At 53.6% G+C, this 17,680-nt stretch carries 14 protein-coding genes and 1 tRNA gene; 13 read left to right on the top strand and 2 right to left on the bottom strand.

What is annotated here, in order from left to right:
* Positions 1–92: 92 nt before the first annotated feature.
* From GH984_RS10445 to GH984_RS10410, 8 genes are read left to right on the top strand one after another with little or no spacing between them, the layout of a single operon-like run.
* Entirely contained in the window at positions 93–791 is a 699-nt protein-coding gene (locus GH984_RS10445) for a SapC family protein (protein WP_153720167.1), read from the top strand.
* Positions 792–795: 4 nt separating this feature from the next.
* Positions 796–2,367 carry a TolC family protein gene (locus GH984_RS10440; RefSeq protein ID WP_153720166.1) on the top strand — a complete coding sequence of 524 codons (1,572 nt, stop codon included), beginning with the start codon at positions 796–798 and terminating at the stop codon, positions 2,365–2,367.
* Between the two features lie 49 nt (positions 2,368–2,416).
* Positions 2,417–3,238 (top strand): efflux RND transporter periplasmic adaptor subunit, encoded by an 822-nt coding sequence (locus GH984_RS10435; RefSeq protein WP_172973229.1) that lies wholly within the window; start codon positions 2,417–2,419, stop codon positions 3,236–3,238.
* Complete coding sequence (locus GH984_RS10430; RefSeq protein WP_153720164.1) at positions 3,235–5,082, top strand: efflux RND transporter periplasmic adaptor subunit; 1,848 nt, start codon at positions 3,235–3,237, stop codon at positions 5,080–5,082. The genes GH984_RS10435 and GH984_RS10430 overlap by 4 nt, the downstream gene beginning before the upstream one ends.
* 6 nt (positions 5,083–5,088) lie before the next feature.
* On the top strand, positions 5,089–7,239 hold the full coding sequence (locus tag GH984_RS11110) for a site-2 protease family protein (protein WP_153720163.1): 2,151 nt from the start codon (positions 5,089–5,091) through the stop codon (positions 7,237–7,239).
* Complete coding sequence (locus tag GH984_RS10420) at positions 7,239–9,176, top strand: preprotein translocase subunit SecA (protein ID WP_153720162.1); 1,938 nt, start codon at positions 7,239–7,241, stop codon at positions 9,174–9,176. Before GH984_RS11110 ends, GH984_RS10420 begins: the two co-directional genes overlap by 1 nt.
* The gene (locus GH984_RS10415) at positions 9,169–9,528 is read left to right on the top strand and encodes a hypothetical protein (protein ID WP_153720161.1); all 360 of its coding nucleotides are present in this window, start codon (positions 9,169–9,171) and stop codon (positions 9,526–9,528) included. Before GH984_RS10420 ends, GH984_RS10415 begins: the two co-directional genes overlap by 8 nt.
* A gap of 33 nt (positions 9,529–9,561) precedes the next feature.
* The gene (locus GH984_RS10410; protein WP_153720160.1) at positions 9,562–9,855 is read left to right on the top strand and encodes a hypothetical protein; all 294 of its coding nucleotides are present in this window, start codon (positions 9,562–9,564) and stop codon (positions 9,853–9,855) included.
* On the opposite strand, the gene putA is transcribed toward GH984_RS10410, so the two are convergent.
* Complete coding sequence (gene putA / locus GH984_RS10405) at positions 9,852–13,130, bottom strand: bifunctional proline dehydrogenase/L-glutamate gamma-semialdehyde dehydrogenase PutA (RefSeq protein ID WP_153720159.1); 3,279 nt, start codon at positions 13,128–13,130, stop codon at positions 9,852–9,854. The genes GH984_RS10410 and putA overlap by 4 nt on opposite strands.
* 182 nt (positions 13,131–13,312) lie before the next feature.
* On the opposite strand from putA, the gene GH984_RS10400 reads away from it, so the two are divergent.
* From GH984_RS10400 to tadA, 3 genes are read left to right on the top strand one after another with little or no spacing between them, the layout of a single operon-like run.
* Entirely contained in the window at positions 13,313–13,966 is a 654-nt protein-coding gene (locus GH984_RS10400; protein ID WP_153720158.1) for a response regulator transcription factor, read from the top strand.
* Positions 13,953–16,280, top strand: a complete 2,328-nt coding sequence (locus GH984_RS10395) for an ATP-binding protein (RefSeq protein ID WP_153720157.1) — start codon at positions 13,953–13,955, stop codon at positions 16,278–16,280. Before GH984_RS10400 ends, GH984_RS10395 begins: the two co-directional genes overlap by 14 nt.
* 14 nt (positions 16,281–16,294) lie before the next feature.
* Entirely contained in the window at positions 16,295–16,756 is a 462-nt protein-coding gene (gene tadA, locus GH984_RS10390) for a tRNA adenosine(34) deaminase TadA (protein ID WP_256365623.1), read from the top strand.
* On the opposite strand, the gene GH984_RS10385 is transcribed toward tadA, so the two are convergent.
* Complete coding sequence (locus GH984_RS10385; RefSeq protein WP_153720156.1) at positions 16,749–17,090, bottom strand: hypothetical protein; 342 nt, start codon at positions 17,088–17,090, stop codon at positions 16,749–16,751. The two genes, tadA and GH984_RS10385, sit on opposite strands and share 8 nt — an antisense overlap.
* Positions 17,091–17,106: 16 nt before the next feature.
* Here GH984_RS10385 and GH984_RS10380 point away from each other — a divergent pair, with 16 nt between their 5' ends.
* Together GH984_RS10380 and GH984_RS10375 are read left to right on the top strand one after the other, a co-directional pair.
* The gene (locus tag GH984_RS10380; RefSeq protein ID WP_153720155.1) at positions 17,107–17,439 is read left to right on the top strand and encodes a DUF1820 family protein; all 333 of its coding nucleotides are present in this window, start codon (positions 17,107–17,109) and stop codon (positions 17,437–17,439) included.
* A gap of 36 nt (positions 17,440–17,475) precedes the next feature.
* Positions 17,476–17,566, top strand: a tRNA-Ser gene (locus tag GH984_RS10375).
* The last annotated feature ends 114 nt before the right edge of the window (positions 17,567–17,680 follow it).

Raw genomic sequence — 17,680 nt, 5'->3', positions numbered from 1 at the left:
CGTTTCAAGGTAATGCAAGGCATTGCAAGGATGTGCGGAAGTACCCGTTTATCCTGCAATTATTATAAATTACCAATTTTCATGGAGAAAAAATGTTTAGCAAATTAGTCCCGTTAAATCGTGAAACCCATGCCAATCTCAAAGTGAAGCCAATTGATAACTTTGGCTTTGCGAAAGGCTTTCATATTGCCTCGCTGATGGTGCACGAATTTGCGCGGGCCGCATCCGTTTATCCTATTGTTTTTCTTGAAGATAAAGAAAAAGATGAGTTTCGGCCCGTGGTGTTATTGGGCTTAGAGGCGGGTGAGAATTTGTTTTTAGCTGAAGACGGCAGCTGGAATGCCTCCTACGTGCCCGCCATTATTCGCCGCTATCCCTTTGCGCTGGCGCGACTGGGTGAAGATGAAGATCAATTTACGGTTTGTTTAGACGAAGACTCTGATTTTGTGAGTGCTGAGGAAGGCGAGCCCTTATTTGACGACGAAGGCGAGCCAACGGGAGTGGTTGAGAATGTGAAGCGTTATTTGGGCGAAATGCAGCAAATGGAGGTGTTCACCCAACAGTTTTGCCATTTCCTCTCAGAGCATAATTTGTTTAATCCGCTGAATATGCGGGTACGCCAAGGCGACACAATGCGGAATGTAACGGGTTGTTACGTGATTAATGAGGAGCGGATTTACAACCTATCTGACAAACTCTTCCTAGAGATTCGGGATAAACGTTACTTAGCGCCCATGTTCTCGCATTTAACCTCGCTCAGTCAGATTGAACGGTTGGCAAAGGAAGCATAAAACGATGCGTACGTTTTTAAAGCGTTTAACGATAGGGTCTGTGGTCTTAGCTGCGCCTATAGCCTTTGGTAACAACGCGGCACAGCTCGATGCCGAGGCGCTTGAGCGTGCACTGCGTGCTGAGCATGGCGGTGCGCTGGCGTTTGATCCCTCAACGGCGGTGCAGTGGGCCTTACTGCGAAATACCGATGTGTTAATTGCCGCAGAAGATATTGAAATTGGTGAACAGCGCGTGGAGGCAGAAAAAGGTGGCTGGCAGCCTGAGTTTTTTGCCAATGTAGAGCGTAGCGAAACTGAGCGTAAAAATAGCCTCGATCGGCCTGATCGCCCCGTTTTGATTGATGAAACGAGCTATGGGGAGTTTGGTATTCGCTCCTTGGTGGGCACGGGTGCTGAGATTACGCTGAGTTATGAGGCAAGCGATCGGTTTAGTAATGCTTCATCAGGTGATGATCCAGATGGCTTTGATGATGTTATCGCAAATGTACGCTTTGAAATTCGTCAGCCGCTGTTGCGCGGCCGCGGTGCGGTGGGCATTAAAGGTGCGGTTCAGCAGGCCAAGCATCAGTTAGATATTGCCCATCAGCAAATGCAACGCCGCTTATTGGATAGCAGCTTTAATGTGCTGCGAACCTACTGGCAGATGTATCGCGCACAGCGCACAGCGGCGCTAACGTCTGGCTCTGTGGCCAATGCCGAGGCATTGTTAGAGGATTCACGGCGCTTAGTGTTGGCCGGGCGGCTGCCGCAGAGTGCCATTGATGATGCGGAGTCTGGCTTGCTGGTACGGCAGGCCGAGCTAGCAGCGGCATCGCAGCAGGTGAGTCAGTCACAAGCGGAAATGCGCCGCTTGCTCGACGTCGACCCCGTTGAATACGGAGACTGGGAATTTGAGGCAGCTGCTGAGCCAGATATTGGGCCGATTAACCCGCCTGAGGATTTTTCAGCCTATGTGGCGCAAGTGCTCGATATTTGGCCAAGTTATCAAATTGCCAACAAGCAGGTCGCGATTGGGTATGAGTCGATCAAGATGGTTCAAGACGATCGGCGTAGCAGCCTAGATTTAATTCTTTCTTACGGGCAAAACGCCAGAAGTTTTGAAAATTCGCTGAGCGATGCCTTTGATGAATCGTTTGAGAGTGAGTACCCCGAGTGGGTGGCTGGCATTGAGTGGTCAACCAAGCTTGGCGGCAGTCGGCGCGGGCGCGCAGAAGAAGCCGTGGCCCGCGCGCAGGTTCGGCAATCGCAGCTAGAAGCTAAAGCCATTCGTGGCGAAGTGGGTAATCAGCTGATGAACCGTTTAAATCAAGTCAGCACCACTTACCAAGAACTGCAAAGCCATAACGATAACGTGATGATTCTGAATCAGTTATTGCAGCGTGAGCGAACAGCGTTTGAGCGTGGAGAATCGTCTGTGCGGGCCGTGCTTGGCCGGGAAGATGCGCTTAACATTGCACGGCTACGCGCTATCGATGCTGAGGTTCGTTACGAGTTGGCAAAGTCATCACTACGGCTATCAGATGGTACTCTACTCGATGAGTTGGGTGTCGAGCTGGAAGTCGCGGATGAAATTTGAGTTAAGCCGTTTTATTCACTGTTGTTGTTTAATCGGTGCAGGATGTTGGATGGGGTCTCTTGCCCTCGCGCAAGAAGACCCCGCAGAAGATTTTAGAAATTTCTCGCCAGAGCAAATTGTGGCTGTGGAGCCAGAGGCGCTGGTGGGTGTTGTCTACCCGCGCGGGCGGTATTTACTTGCCCTAGAGGTGAGCGGCGTCGTCGCAGAAGCTCCGGTGGATGAAGGAGAGCGGGTCGAGGCCGGCCAGCCCTTGCTGGTGCTCCAGCAAGAAATTCAAGATCTTGAGCTTGAGCGACTTGAGCTTGATTGGCGTGATAACAGCGCGCTAACGGCCGCACGCAGTCGGCTGGCGCTTATTGAAGAGCGCCTTGAGAGCTTAGAGATGCTGTTTGCGGATACCGGCTCTGTCAGCCGTGATGAGTTGCGTAATTTAGAGTTGCAGCGGCTGAGTGCCGCGGCAGAGGTTGATCAGTTAGTGCTGACCAAATCGCAACAACAATTAGACTACGAAATTGGGTTGGGGCGCTTAGCGCAACGCACGCTCACTGCTCCCGTGGCAGGTACGATTAGCCAGGTCACCTCAAAACCGGGTGAATGGGTGCAGGCCGGTGACCCTGCGGTTGAACTGATTGATAGTGGGGTTAATTTCGTACGCCTTAACTTACGCAGCCGACAAGCGGTAAACCTTACACAGGGAATGTCAGCAATCGTGGAGGTTGAAGGGCAACGTTATGATGGGCGAGTCAGCTTTATCTCACCAATTGCCGATCCGGCCAGTGGTCGGGTTGAGGTGAAGGTGGAATTTGATAACCCTGATTTTCTGATTCGTCCCGGGCTAAGTGCCCGCGTACAGTTGACCCCCGCGGAATGAGCCAGCGATTAGGCCTCTTTGATTATCTCCAAGACCTGCGCGATTTGCGCCTTTTGGCCGCGCAGCAGGGGTTAGATGCATTTGATTGGCCACGTTACTTAAGCACGGCGCAGGGTTTTTGCCAGGCTGATTGGGTGGCGGTTGTTCATGTTGCCGAGCAAGATCTGCCCCCCAAGCTGCTCGGTCAAGTGGGGTCTGATGACTTGGCCCTGTCTCGGTGGCTGGGTGCCCCCGATGCCAAGGCACTGTTGGGTCGTGTTAAGGCCAGTGGCTATGCACTGCGCGCACGCTCACCCGGCGCGCCCTTTGAGCCGCCCTTTTTAGCTATTCAAATGCCCGGCGCTGAGCAGGCGTTTGTTTTGCTGGTTGGGCTGGAGGCAGACTCAGAAGACGCCATTAAAGCGGCGCTCACTCGGGCGGGGCTCATTGCCGATATTTTGCCTGACGAAGCCGAGCAAAGCGGCGTTGAGTCAGCAGGGCTTGGTCCTTTGTTAGATGTGCTGTCTGGTTGTTTACAGGCACAGCGTTTTCAAACCGCAGGCTATAGCCTGGTGAATGGTTTGGTTAGTGCCGCAGAGGGGATAGATCAGGCCGTGCTGGGTTGGCGTGAGGGTGCTTATATTCGCGCGCGTTTCATTAGCCACTACGAGCGCTTTGAGCGAAAAACTGAACAGGTCAGACTGATGGAGGCGGCCTTAGAAGAGGCGGCTGATCAAGATACGATGATTCAGTGTGCTCAGGGTGATGCAGAAGGTACCCCGGGTATTATCGAAGTGGCCCATCAGCAACTGCTAGCGCAACTAGGCGCTAAAGATTTAGTCACGTTTCCGTTGCACGATGCCGATGGTGAATCGATTGCCTCCCTCACGCTGATTAGCTATGTTGGCCCAATTAGTGCCCAAACGGTTTCTAGCGGTTATTTGGTGGCGCAAACCATAGTAGGCCACCTGCAAAATTTACGGCGCGAAGAGGCCGGCGTGTTTAAGCGGCTTGGCTATCGAGTGCGCCAGAGTGTGAGCCGCTGGTTTGGCGGTGAGAATCTTTGGATTAAAACCGCCATTGTTGTGCTCAGCGCAGTCTTGCTGTTGGCTGCGGTCACGCCAGTCACTCATCGCGTGAGCGGTACGGCGCGCCTTGTTACTGATGAAACGCGACTGCTTACGGCACCTTGGCAGGGCACCGTTGCTGAGGTCAATGCAACAAGCGGCGATGCGGTTCAAGCTGGCGACACGCTGGTGGTGATGGATACCGAAGAGCGCTTGCTGCAACTTGCCGAGCTTCAGGCCGAGTTACAGCGCAACCAAGCTGAGCTTGATCGCGCGCGGGCTGAGTTTAATAACGTAGATACCGCAGTGGCCGAGGCGCGCGTTGCCCAAACCAGAGCGCGCATTGCCCAGGTGCAGCGACAAGTCAATCAAGCTGAGCTCATTGCACCGCTGACGGGCGTGGTGGTTGAGGGTGATCGGCGTGATTTGCTCTCAGCACCAGTCAATCAGGGTGATCGATTAATGCGCGTGGCAGAGTTACGCGGCATTTATTTGCTGATTGATGTGGCTGAAGAGGATATTCAGTTTGTTGAATCGGATAGCACGGGTACGTTTTCTCTAGTGGCACGGCCGTCTGAGCAGATCGCCTTGAGCGTAGAGCAGATTATTCCAATGGCGCAGGTGCGTGATGGGCAGGGTGCGGTGTTTTCCGTTAATGCCAGTTTAGATACCGCTGTTGCACCTTGGTGGCGGCCTGGCATGACGGGCGTTGCGCGTATCGATGTAGGTAAACGCAGCGCGCTGTGGGTGATTGGGCATAAGGCGTGGAATCGTCTGCGTCTTTGGCTTTGGTGGTAGGCGGCCGTGGCACGTTCAACCTTTAGCGAATCTTGGTATCAAGTGGCACCCTTGCGGGTTGGGTTATTGCCAACTGTGCAAGTACATAAACAAACCTATCGCCATCAGATTTGGTATGTGCTGCAGGATAGCTGCTCTGAGAAGTACTATCGCCTGCGACCCGAGGCCTGGGCATTTGTGGGCCAGCTCACACCGCGGCGAACCGTGGAGGAGATTTGGTCAAAGTTTTGTGAAGACCACCCCGAAACCGCCCCGGGCCAAGAAGAAGTAGTGGCGTTGCTCGCGCAGCTTCATCAAATGAATTTGCTGTTTTTTCGATCTCAAGGCGGTAGTGAAGGGATTTTTGAGCGCTATCAAAAGGGGCGCCGAAAAGAAAAGCTGAGCTATTTAATGGCGTTTTTGTACTTCCGCATTCCCATTTGGAATCCGGATGAGGTGCTAAAAGCCAATATTGGCTGGTTACGGCGCTTTTTTACCCAACCGGCTTTTGTGATTTGGTTGATTGTGGTGGTGCTGGGCGCCCGTGCTGTTTTGCAAAATACCGATCGGCTTCGCAGTGCAACACAGGGCCTGCTGGCTGCAGATAATTTGATTTGGCTGTTCGTGGCGCTGTTTTTCTTAAAGCTATTGCATGAGCTTGGGCATGCCATTGTGTGTCGTCGATATGGGGCCAGCGTGCATACCATCGGCATCATGCTAATTGCCCTAATGCCCCTGCCGTACACAGATGCCAGTGCCAGTTGGTCTTTACGCAGCCCATGGCAGCGCTCGATGGTGGCAGCTGCTGGTATGTATGTAGAGTTATTTATTGCCGCATTGGCTGCACTGATTTGGGCACAGACGGCCCCGGGCTTGGTTAATGCGCTGGCGTTTAATGTGATGATTATCGGATCAGTCTCATCACTGGCCTTTAATGGCAACCCATTGCTCAAGTTTGACGCCTACTACATCCTCTCAGACCTGACGGGGCTGCCAAATCTGTATCAAAAATCCTCTCAGCAGTGGTTGTATTTGCTCAAGCGATACTACTTAAGGGTAAGCCGTGCCATTAGCCCGGCAGAAGACCGCTATGCACGGGTGTGGTACCTAAGCTATGCGGTGGGCAGCATTGCTTATCGTTTGATGGTGATGGTGGTGATCACCCTGTATATGGCAGATATTTCGCTGGTGCTGGGGGTGTTGATGGTGATGGCCATGGGATACATCTGGCTGGTGGGCCCGGCGGTTAAGGGGGTGAAATATCTGGCGCGAAATGGTGAGCTACAACACGGCAGGCCGCGTGCGGTGGCTCTGGCACTGGTAGCGCTGGGCTTGGTGATTACGCTGCTGGCGGCCTGGCCCATGCCGCAAGGTCTGCGAGCGCCGGGCGTTGTTGAGGCAACAGAGCGAACCACGCTTTTTGCGGCGGCCGGTGGGCAACTAGAGCAGGTGTCTGTGGATGATGGCCAGCCAGTCGTTGCCGGCCAGGTTCTGCTTGAGCTTAGCAACGAAACCCTAACACTTGAGCGAGAGTTAACGGGCCAGCAAATTATTGAGGTGCGGTGGTTGCTACGACGGGCGGTCAATCAGTCGAGCGGTGATCTTGAAGCGCTTGAAGAGCGTGAAGCATGGCTGCTCCAAAGGCTCGATGAGATTGATGAAAGGCTAACCGCACTGCAGGTGCGTGCACCGCATGATGGGATTTGGATTCGCTCAATTGGCCCAGATCAGTTACAAACACAAATTACGCGGGGGCAGCGCCTAGGCACAGTCCTTGCCCCTGAGCAGAAAGTTTTTGTGGGTGTGGTCAGTCAAGAGCGCGCTTCTAGCTTGTTTGACGGTCAACTGGCTGGCGGAGAAATCCGCATTCACGCTAATCCGGGTCAGCGCATTAATCCGCAAGCCCTGCGCTTTTTACCCTTTGAGCGGCGTGAGCTGCCCAGCCCAGCGTTGGGTATTCCCGGCGGCGGGCGGTTTGCTGCGCAACCCGATGAGCAAGGCCGGATGATGGCGCAAGAGCCGTTTTTTGAGCTGCGCGCGCCGTTGGATGCGGTGGCTAGTGCACGCCTAGAAGATGGGGTTTTGGGTACGATTCGCGTAGCTCTTGAGCCGGCGCCGCCCTTACAGCAGGGCTGGACAGCGCTACAACAGTTGCTCAAAGCGCGTTATCAGCTTTAATGGAGATGACCGCAGCATTTCGGCATGAGCCAACGCGGCGGATTCCAAAGGATCCGCGTTGGTTTGAGGTGGCACCTGCGCTGCTTTGGCACCGGCTCAGACGCTCGCAGCTCGAGTCAAAGTATGCTCAAGAAGCCGCGCAAGTCAGCGCTAGTGTTAAAGACTTGTCTACCCTGTCTGATCCCCAGCTACAGGCGCTGCTGGACCAATCTCGCCAAGCTGCTGCGCGCCGGCAGATAGATACCTCTCGGGCCATCTTATGCAACGCACTAGCGGGGCTTTGCGAGGCGGCAACCCGGCAGCTCGGCCAAACACCCTACAAGGTGCAAATCATGGCGGCGCTTGCCATGCTCGATGGGTATGTTGTGCAAGTGGCGCCAGGCGAGGGTAAAACACTTACGCTGGGGCTTGCAGCGGTAATCCGGGGTTGGGAGCCGGGGCCCTGTCATCTGATTACCGCTAACGAGTATTTGGCCGCGCGTGATGCGGAATTTCTGCAGCCCTTATATGCCTTTTGCCGATTAGAGGCGGTGGCGCTTAACGCCGAAATGAACCCCGAGGAAAAACGTATCGCCTATACCAAGCCGATTGTCTATGCGACTGCCAAACAGGTTATTGCCGACCACCTCATTGATCGGGTGCGTTTTGGCGGTGTTGTCGATCGTATACAAGCCAGTTTGCGTACCTTGCGCGGTGAAGCCTCGGTGCCGCTAATGCAGCGCGGGTTGCAGGATGTGTTGGTAGATGAAGCAGATCAGATTCTGATTGATGAGGCGATTACGCCCATGATTATTTCAGAGCCAGAGCCTAACCCCGGGCTAAAAGACGCGGTAGCTAAAGCCCATGCGCTGGTCGAGCAGTTAGAAACTGATCGGCATTATCGGTTGGTGCCCGGTCAGCGGGATGTGATTTGGCGAGAGGCCGGGCAGGAGGCCTTAGCCCGTCTGGCCAAACAATTACCGGCAATGTGGCGCAGTCGTGGTCGGCGCGAAGATTTGTTTACCCAAGCGGTGTTGGCCCGTGAGCGGTTTATTCAAGATCATCACTATGTGGTGCTTGAAGACGAAGTGGTGATTGTGGATGAAGGTACCGGCCGCAGTATGCCAGGGCGCACCTGGAGTTATGGCCTGCATCAGGCCATTGAGGCCCGCGCCGGTGTGCCGCTCACTGACCCCAGCCGAACGCTTGCACGCTTGAGTTTTCAGAACTTTTTTAAGCTTTATGGGCGCCTTGCGGGGGCCAGCGGTACGCTGCAGGATATCGATCATGAGCTATTCTTTAACTACCGCGTTCATACCCTGCGTATACCTCCGCGAGTGCCATCGCGTAGGCAAATTGACCCGGTGCAGATGTTTGCCGATCGGCTAACTAAGCGCGATGCGGTGGTTGCTCGTATTCGCCAATTACATCAGCAGGGGCGAGCCGTGCTGATTGGCACGCGGAATGTGGCAGATAGTGAGTTTTTGGCGGAAGCACTAACCCAGCAAAGATTAGAGTTTCAGCTGTTGAATGCCAAGCAGCCTGCGTTAGAGGCTGAGATCGTATCGGCAGCCGGTGGCAGTGGGAAAATTACCGTAGCTACAAACATGGCTGGCCGGGGTACCGATATTAAGTTGTCTCCAGAGGCCGCCGAAGCGGGTGGGCTGTGTGTGATGATGTTTGAGCCGCATGAGAGCATTCGAGTGGACTGGCAGTTATACGGAAGAACCGCGCGGCAGGGGCAGCCGGGCGAGGTGTTTCGTTATGCAAGCTTAGAGGATGAGCTTATTACCCGAAATCTTCCGCGCGCTATTCATTGGTTAGCCCGTTTAAAACCGCAGCTAATGATTCGCGCCGCTCAGCAGCGTGCAGAGCGCCGCGCGTTTGGTTTGCGCAAACGCATCAATCGGGCCACCCGCGAGTCGCAGGAGCGAATGACTTTTACCGATCATGTTTAATCACGATTTTATCTTTAAACAACAGGGTTTTGACTGGCTGCCGAGCTGGATCGATCGGTCGCGCTTGTTCAACATCGCGTTTGAACCGGCGCAAGGTGTTGTCAAACTTTACTTTTTGTCTGCCGATGAACAGACCCTTTACAAAGTTGAGGGTAAGCGGGTTATTGAGCAGCATCTAGCTATGCAGCCCGGCGCGGCGTGGTCAGCGCTTGAGCAGCGACTGGGTGCGGCGTTTGATGAGCGAGAGATTCAGCCCGATACCATGGAGGGGCAAAATCTTTATCTGTTTATCGAGCCGGCCGGGCTGCAGTCTTTTATGCGGTTTTTGAGTGCCTTTGCGCGGGCCAATTAGCTTAGCGACTGGGAATTGCGGCGCTGGATCGGTTTGATTAATAACGAGCCACCGCCGACGTTGGAGGCGGCCTGGCAGACGGGCAGCGTTGCCCTGGTGCGCGTGTCTTTAGACGGGTCAGATACCGATAAAATCTATGCACGCCCACTCTTGCGTGATAAGCCATGGCAGCTTGACGAGAAAAGTCATGAATTTTTTTCAGCGGTATATGGGGTGTCTGGTGCGCCCTTGCTTGAGCATTTAAAACACCTCTGGGTTTCTGTTGATGTGCAAACGGGACGCTTGGTGCTGGCCAATCAGCATCATCACCTATTGCACAACGACTAGGGCGTTGCGCTTGCTAACAGCTCGGCATTGCCGCCCGAGGCGGTTGTATCAATACAAACATGGCGCTCAAAGTAAACATGTGCTGTGTCTGGATAACCGGTAATTAGCGGAATGATAGGGCCTTCGCGGCGCGCTAGGGCTAATGCCAGTTCACGCCCCGTTGCCTCATCACCCCACCAGATCACACCGCCAATCTCGTTCAGGGTTTCAAGTTCAGCGGGGTTGAGCTTGCCCTGCAGTGTTTTGCTTTGGCCGCCAAGGGCTTGGACCTGCTGGCGCTGCTCCTCCAAGGCTTGTGGATCTGGCCCAAGGCAAAGCAGCGGCGGGCGTGGCATAAGATAGAGCGTATTCGACTCGCCTGTTGGGCCTGGCATGTCAAAGTGATGGGGTGGCGGCGCAGTGGCCGGCTGCGGCGCAGCAAAACGCGCAAGATAATGCGGCCCGCCCGCCTTGGGGCCGGTGCCCGATAATCCTTCACCGCCAAAGGGCTGGCTGGCAACAATCGCCCCAATTTGATTGCGGTTAACGTAAATGTTGCCGGCATGAATCTGCTCAGATAGATAGGTTGAGCGCTCATTAATGCGCGTGTGAACACCAAAAGTCAGCCCGTAGCCGCGCTCATTAATTTGTTTAATAACGGTATCGAGGGCGTCGGCCGTGTAGCTGGCAACATGCAGCACAGGGCCAAAAATTTCCTGTGCAAGGTCTTGGATGCTGTTTACGCCAATCACCGCTGGGCCAATAAAATGCCCCGTGGTGGGTGGGTCGAGTTGTTTGAGTAGTCGCCCATCTGCTTTGGCGGTATCAATATAAGCTTGAATAGATGCCGCGGCAGGTGCATCGATAACGGGGCCGATGTCGGTATTCAGTGGCCATGGGTTGCCGATGCTAAGCTCATCCATAGCGCCATAGAGCATGGTGAGGAAATCGGCATACACCTCTTTTTGAATATACAAACAGCGTAAGGCCGAGCAGCGTTGCCCCGCCGACTGAAAGGCACTGGCAATGACATCCTTAACGGCTTGTTCATGTAGCGCGGTCGAGTCGATGACCATCGCATTTAAACCGCCGGTTTCGGCAATGAACGGGGTGCCTGGCGCACAATGTTTAGCAAGGTTTTGCTGGATGAGGCGCGCGGTGTTGGTGCCACCCGTAAATGCAACGCCATCGATGCGCGAGTCACAAGTTAATTGTGCCCCAACCGTGGTGCCATCGCCGGGGAGTAGTTGTAGCGCCGTTAGCGGAACGCCAGCCTCATGCAACAGAGCCACGCCCTTGGCGGCCATGAGGGGTGATTGCTCGGCAGGTTTGGCAAGTACAGCATTGCCCGCAGCCAGAGCGCCGGCAATTTGGCCGGTAAAAATAGCAAGTGGAAAGTTCCAAGGCGAAATGCAGGCAAATCGGCCACGGGGTTTTAAGTCGTTTTGCCGCGCTTGTGCTGCGTAGTAGTAAAGAAAATCAACCGCTTCTCGCAGTTCGCCTACCGCATCGGGTAAGTTTTTTCCGGCTTCGCGCGCGGCAATGGTGAGAATTTCGCCAAAGTCACGTTCATAGAGCTCGGCGGCATGCTCCAATACATCAGCGCGCTCAGCCGCAGGCGCCGCCCACGGCGTTGCCGCGCCAATGGCTTGGTCAACTTCCTCAGTAGTGGCGTAAAGGACGTCACCCACTTTCTCTGCCGGGTTGGCTGGGTTTGTCACAACCTGCCAGTTGCTGCTGGTTCTGCTAACGGGCTGGGCAATAATCGGTTCTGCTAAAAAGTGCTTACGCTGCTGAGCGCGGGCCTGCTCAATCAAAGCCAAATCATCGCTATCGGCAAGATCAAAACCCCGGGCATTACGTCGGGTTGGCAAAAAGACTTTATGCCCGGTGGGCAGGGTTGGGGCGTAACAGAGCGCTTCAAAAGGGCAGGTAACCACTTCTTCTGCCGGAATGGTTTTATCGGCAATTTGATTCACAAAAGACGAATTGGCCCCGTTTTCTAGCAAGCGGCGGACAAGGTAGGCAAGAAGGTCTTTGTGTTGACCCACCGGTGCATAAATGCGGCAGCGTGTGTGATGGCGTTCCATCACAATCTCGTGGAGTTTCTCCCCCATGCCATGGAGTCGCTGAAACTCAAACTGCGTACGGCTAATACCGAGTTCTTTTGCCAGGGCAATGACGGCGCTTAACGTATGGGCGTTATGCGTGGCAAATTGCGGGTAGATTCGATCTGTCATGCCTAAGAGCTTTTGCGAGATATTGATGTAGTTCACATCGGTAGCTGCTTTATTGGTGAATACCGGAAAGTGATTAAGCCCGAGTACCTGCGCATGTTTAATCTCGGTATCCCAATACGCCCCCTTCACTAACCGTAAGGTGAATTGGCGATCGAGTGTTTCAGCTAGGGCGTAAAACCAATCGACAACCTCGGTTGCGCGGTGCCCATACGCCTGCACCACCATGCCAAACCCATTCCAGCTGGCAAGGTCAGGATTACTGAGTACCTGCTCAACAACCTGTTGCGATAGGGCAAGACGATCCATCTCTTCGGCGTCAATGTTTAGCCCAATGTGATGGGTTGCCGCCAGGCGCACTAGCGCCGCTAAGCGGGGGGTAAGCTCTTTTGCAACTCGCGCCTGCTGTGCCACCTCGTAGCGTGGGTGCAGGGCCGAGAGTTTGACCGAAATACCGGGGTTTGATCGGCTGTCACGCGTTTGTGCATTTTTTGCGATGGCAAGAATGGCGTGCTGGTAAGCGTTAAAATACGCTTGCGCATCCGCGGCGGTGCGGGCGGCCTCACCCAGCATATCGTAAGAGTAGGTGTAGCCTTTTGCCTCTAACCGGCGCGCACGCCGGGTGGCTGACTCAATTGACTCGCCCAGCACAAACTGTCGGCCCATCTCACGCATGGCAAGGCGCGCGGCCTTGCGAATGGCGGGCTCGCCAAGGCGCTTTATAGCGCCCCGTAGGGTCTGCTCAACACCGCTGCCATGCGCGTTAAGTACGCCGGCTGTCAGATCAAGGGCAAAGGTGGAAGCATTAACCCATGAAGAGCTTGACTGCCCCTTGTGACGCGCCCAATCGCCACTACCAATTTTATCTTCGATCAGTGCGTCAATACTGGGGGCGTCTGGCACGCGCAACAGCGCCTCGGCAAGGCACATCATTGCCACGCCTTCTTCAGTTGATAGTCCATACTCGGCTAAAAAAACCTCCATCAAGCCAGGTCGGTCGCCTTGGCGGATGGCATGAACGAGCTCGGTGGCGTTGGTTACGATTGCTTTTTTATCCATGGCCTAGATGGTAGGCCAGATGCGAAGTCTTTTTGACCTGAAAGCAGTCTTTTTATGATCCATTTGGTTTGTTTTTGTCAGTAAAAGTCGGAACAAACCACATGATTTGGGTATCCTCTTGGTGTAAGGTTTTAGGCTACCTTAAAGGCAGTACACAGTAATTTGAGTGGGTTAAAACCGTCATGGAAACGTTAATTGTTGAGGATGATGCTTTCTTTCGGAGTGTAATTAAGGATGCGATTGAGAGCAGCCGGATGGATTGTGAGGTGCTTTTAGCGCCTACCGGCCATGATGCAATTAATCTACTTTCTGAGCATGGGCATCAGATTGGGGTTGCATTGGTGGATTTGGGGCTGCCGGATATGGATGGCCTTGAAGTGATTCGTGAGATTAATGCGCATTTTCCTGATGTACGAATTTTGGTCATTTCCTCTTCAGCAGAAGAAGGGCGGCTCTTGGCGGCCGTACGCCTTGGCGCTGTGGGTTATATCGTTAAAGGCGATGCGCATATTTCGATTTCCCGTGCCATTGAACAGCTGATGGATGGATTACATCCAATTAGCCCTCAGCTTGCGGGTTATTTGTTAAAGCGTGTCTTTAAAGAAGATCCGCCAGCCACTGTGGCTGATGAGCCAACCAACTTCTCGCCGCTTACACGCCGAGAAAGAGAATTGTTAGTGCAATTTGCTGAGGGCGCATCTTATGCGCAGGCAGCAGATAGTATGAATATTTCTGTGGCAACGGCACAAACCCACGCTCGAAACTTGTACAGAAAGCTGGGTGTGCATTCAGGCTTACAGGCGCTGTCAAAAGCGCGTGCGCATGGATTGCTCTAGACGCACTGGCCTGAGTAATTGGCTTAAGGATGATTTAGCGACGCTAATCGAGGGCCTGCCAATCGCTTTGGCAGTAACCAAGTTAGATAAACAGCGTGATGTTATCTATGTCAATCAGCAGTTTACGGATAGTTTTGGGTACACGTTAGAAGATATTTCCACCGTTTATCAATGGGCAGAGCTAGCTTATCCCGACCCGGATTATCGGAGCAAAGCCTTTGCCCGTTGGGACGCTGCCATTGCAGCGGCTCAGCAGGGCGCGGGCAAAATTGAATCCCTTGAACTGAGCGTGACCGGTAAAACCGGCACGGCGCGTGAGGTGGTTTTACGCGCAATGGTATTTGATGTTTACGCGCTGGTTACCTTTACCGATGTCAGCATCCTCAGAGAGACTCAGGCCGCACTGCGCAGCGCAGAGCAGCAGCTACAGCAAACGGCTTATGAGCTAACTGAAAACATCCCTGTTGGAACCTATACCATGGTGCAACCACCAGATGGGGGCATGGCCTATTTCGCCTTTATGAGCACTCGCTTTTTGGAGCTTACCGGGCTTAAGCGTGAAGAAGCGGCGGCAGATCCGATGAAGGGGTTTGCGTGTGTGCATCCCGATGATTTTGATGAATGGGTTGCGCTTAATGCAGCGGCCTTTGAGAAGCAGGCGCCATTTTATGGCGAAACCCGGGTGGTGGTAGACGGCAAGGTCAACTGGATTAGTGCCGAGTCGGTGCCACGCAAGCTACCCGATGGTTCCACCGTGTGGGAAGGGGTATTGGCCGATATTACCACCCGCAAAGCTGCTGAACAGCAGCTGGTAGAAAACAAACAACGTGCCGAACGGCTGGAACGGGCAAAAAGCGCCTTTCTGGCCAATATGAGCCATGAGATTCGCACTCCGATGAATGCCGTTCTTGGGCTGACAGATCTGCTGATGCGTGATTCGCTTGAAGAACGCCAGCGCGATATGGTTTCGCGCATTCAGGATGCCGGTGAGCTATTGCTGTCGATTATTGATGATGTGCTGGATCTGTCTCGAATAGAGGCCGGCAAACTAGTCATTCGACAGCGTTTGTTTGATTTGAATGAGGTGCTCGAGCGGCTTCGTAACCTGTATCAGCATGTAGCAGATAGCAAAGGGCTAGCATTCGAGCTTTTCCCGGCATCTGGCCCGGTGGGCCAGGTATTAATGGGTGATCCGCTTCGTCTTGAGCAAGTGCTCGGAAACCTAGTGGGTAACGCCATTAAATTTACCCGCCAGGGTCGGGTGCAAGTTAGCGTTGATACGGTGGCGCAAAGTAAAGAGCAAGTGCGCTTTCGATTTAACGTGTCAGATACCGGTATCGGGTTGTCAGAATCAGATCAATCTGGGCTTTTTGAGCCATTTACGCAGGCCGATTGGGCGGATAATGAAAGTTATCCAGGCACTGGGCTGGGGCTTTCGATTAGTGCTCGTTTGGTTCGGTTAATGGGGGGTGATATTGGGGTCAAGAGCACGCTAGGCAAGGGAAGTGTGTTTTGGGTTGAGTTGCCCTTTGGTGTTGCTGAAGGGCAGTCGGGTGTTTTGCGCGCGGCCGACCCGCGCTCGATGGTTGATCAGCAGCTTTTGAAGGGATGCCGACTGCTGGTGGTGGATGACGGTGAACTCAACCGGTATTTGGTTCAAGAGTTTATTGAAGCGCTGGGTGGGGAATGTGACGCGGTGAATGATGGTGAGCAGGCTTTGGCCATGCTCAATGATCATCCAACGTTATATAGTGGTGTGCTGATGGATGTGCAAATGCCAATTTTAGATGGGCTAGAAACTACCCGGCGGTTAAGGAAAGACCCTCGATTTAAAGCGTTGCCGATCGTGGCATTTACCGCTGGCGCGATGGAAGAGCAAAGAGAGGCCGCCTTAGCAGCCGGAATGAACGATGTACTGCTCAAGCCCTTAAGCTTGGAGCAAATGGCTGCGTGCTTTGGGCGTTGGTGCAAACAGGCCATGCCCGAGGTACCTGGAATAGATATTCAGCATGCGGCGCACACCATGGATGGGAATGTTGCCTTATTTGAGCGTCTCTTGGGTATTTTCCGCGAAGAGTTCTCTACGGTACTGGTTGATTTGAAGGCTGATTTAGCCAAGGGTGATGTGGCCTCTGCCCAGCGCCGCTTACATAATATTCGTGGCTCGGCAACACAAATTGGTGCATTGCAGTTAGCGTCAGTGGCTGGTCAGGTAGAAAATGCCATAGAGAAAGAGGATTTTATTGACAAGCAGCTAATGGATATATTTGAAAAATCTATAAAACTGATAGTTCCAGCCATAAAAGCTGGATAAGAGAGAGGCTAGCCTTGAACCACACAGATTATATGCGTCGCGCTTATGCGCTCGCCCAACAAGCCGCTGAGCAGGGCGAAGTGCCTGTTGGCGCGCTTCTGGTGCAAGGCGATCAGGTGCTAGCCGAAGCCCATAATGCGCCGATTGGCCTGCACGACCCCAGCGCTCATGCCGAAATGCTTACGCTGAGGCAGGCAGGGCAGGCGATTCAGGCTTATCGATTACCGGATACCACGTTATATGTAACCCTTGAGCCGTGCCCAATGTGCATTGGGGCTTTGATTCATGCGCGGGTAGGGCGAGTTGTGTTTGGTGCTCACGACCCCAAAACTGGCGCGTGTGGCAGTGCGATGTCTTTACATGCACATACCTCGCATAATCATCAAATTGAAGTGATTGGTGGTGTGCTAGAGAAAGACTGCGCGGCACTGTTACGTGAGTTTTTTAAGCAGCGCCGGGCCGGTCATCTTAAGTGAGCGCCCAATGTGTAATCCAATAATGCGGCGCGGTGACTTGGTTATGCGCTTCACGATTAGTGTCGGTTAAACCATAGACATCTACCTGCGTGAGCGCCGGCTCAAGGGCTGCCTTGATCTCAATCAGCCCAGGCCCATTAAACCCCCAGCGCTGGGGCTCCATTCGCCGCAGCCACTGTGAGATTTCTGGGATATTGTAAAACCAGAGCTGAAAGGTATGTTCCTGCCCGTCGGTGACAGTGCAGCTGACTTTAAAGCGCGCCGGGTCTCGGCGCACAGGTATCAGCGCCACCTCAGAAAATGCTTGTCCTTCCCAAATATGCATCCATGTCATGATACACTTTTAGGTTATGAATCAAGCAGCGCGCATTTATCGGGTCATCTTTCACAATCAGGGTAAGATTTACGAAGTCTATGCTCGGGGTGTGTCAGATGGGGCACTGATGGGATTTGTGGAAATTGAGGAGCTAACCTTTGGTGAGCGCACTCAAGTGGTGGTTGACCCTGCTGAAGAAAAGCTTAAAAGCGAGTTTTCTGGGGTTAAGCGAACCTACATTCCTATGCATGCCATTATGCGCATTGACGAGGTTGAAAAAGAGGGCACGGCAAAGGTTTCGGACACGGATTCAAAAGTAACGCCGTTTCCAATGCCCTTTTATGGTCCATCTAAAGGCAGTGATTGATCAGCCGGGCTGGCTGCATTAAGCTGCGCATCTTCTGGAGAGGTGTCCGAGCGGTCGAAGGAGCACGCCTGGAAAGCGTGTGTACGGTAACCCCGTACCGAGGGTTCGAATCCCTCTCTCTCCGCCAGATATAAAAATGCCCCCGCAGTGGGGCTTTTTTATATCTGATGAAAGTGTGTTCGAACCCTCGGTAAAGCAATTGGGGTTCGACTAATTGCCGAAGGCAATTAGGACCCCGAGC

The organism is Spiribacter salilacus, assembly GCF_009649225.1.
GTDB classification, from domain to species: Bacteria; Pseudomonadota; Gammaproteobacteria; order Nitrococcales; family Nitrococcaceae; genus Spiribacter; species Spiribacter salilacus.
This window is presented reverse-complemented; position numbering and strand designations above follow the sequence as displayed.

What these genes read in the sequence shown, in the direction of transcription:
- GH984_RS10445 (WP_153720167.1), top strand. Translation starts at nt 93, where the DNA reads ATGTTTAGCAAATTAGTCCCGTTAAATCGTGAAACCCATGCCAATCTC.
- GH984_RS10440 (WP_153720166.1), top strand. Translation starts at nt 796, where the DNA reads ATGCGTACGTTTTTAAAGCGTTTAACGATAGGGTCTGTGGTCTTAGCT.
- GH984_RS10435 (WP_172973229.1), top strand. Translation starts at nt 2,417, where the DNA reads ATGGGGTCTCTTGCCCTCGCGCAAGAAGACCCCGCAGAAGATTTTAGA.
- GH984_RS10430 (WP_153720164.1), top strand. Translation starts at nt 3,235, where the DNA reads ATGAGCCAGCGATTAGGCCTCTTTGATTATCTCCAAGACCTGCGCGAT.
- GH984_RS10420 (WP_153720162.1), top strand. Translation starts at nt 7,239, where the DNA reads ATGGAGATGACCGCAGCATTTCGGCATGAGCCAACGCGGCGGATTCCA.
- GH984_RS10415 (WP_153720161.1), top strand. Translation starts at nt 9,169, where the DNA reads ATGTTTAATCACGATTTTATCTTTAAACAACAGGGTTTTGACTGGCTG.
- putA (WP_153720159.1), bottom strand. Translation starts at nt 13,130, where the DNA reads ATGGATAAAAAAGCAATCGTAACCAACGCCACCGAGCTCGTTCATGCC.
- GH984_RS10400 (WP_153720158.1), top strand. Translation starts at nt 13,313, where the DNA reads ATGGAAACGTTAATTGTTGAGGATGATGCTTTCTTTCGGAGTGTAATT.
- GH984_RS10395 (WP_153720157.1), top strand. Translation starts at nt 13,953, where the DNA reads ATGGATTGCTCTAGACGCACTGGCCTGAGTAATTGGCTTAAGGATGAT.
- GH984_RS10385 (WP_153720156.1), bottom strand. Translation starts at nt 17,090, where the DNA reads ATGACATGGATGCATATTTGGGAAGGACAAGCATTTTCTGAGGTGGCG.
- GH984_RS10380 (WP_153720155.1), top strand. Translation starts at nt 17,107, where the DNA reads ATGAATCAAGCAGCGCGCATTTATCGGGTCATCTTTCACAATCAGGGT.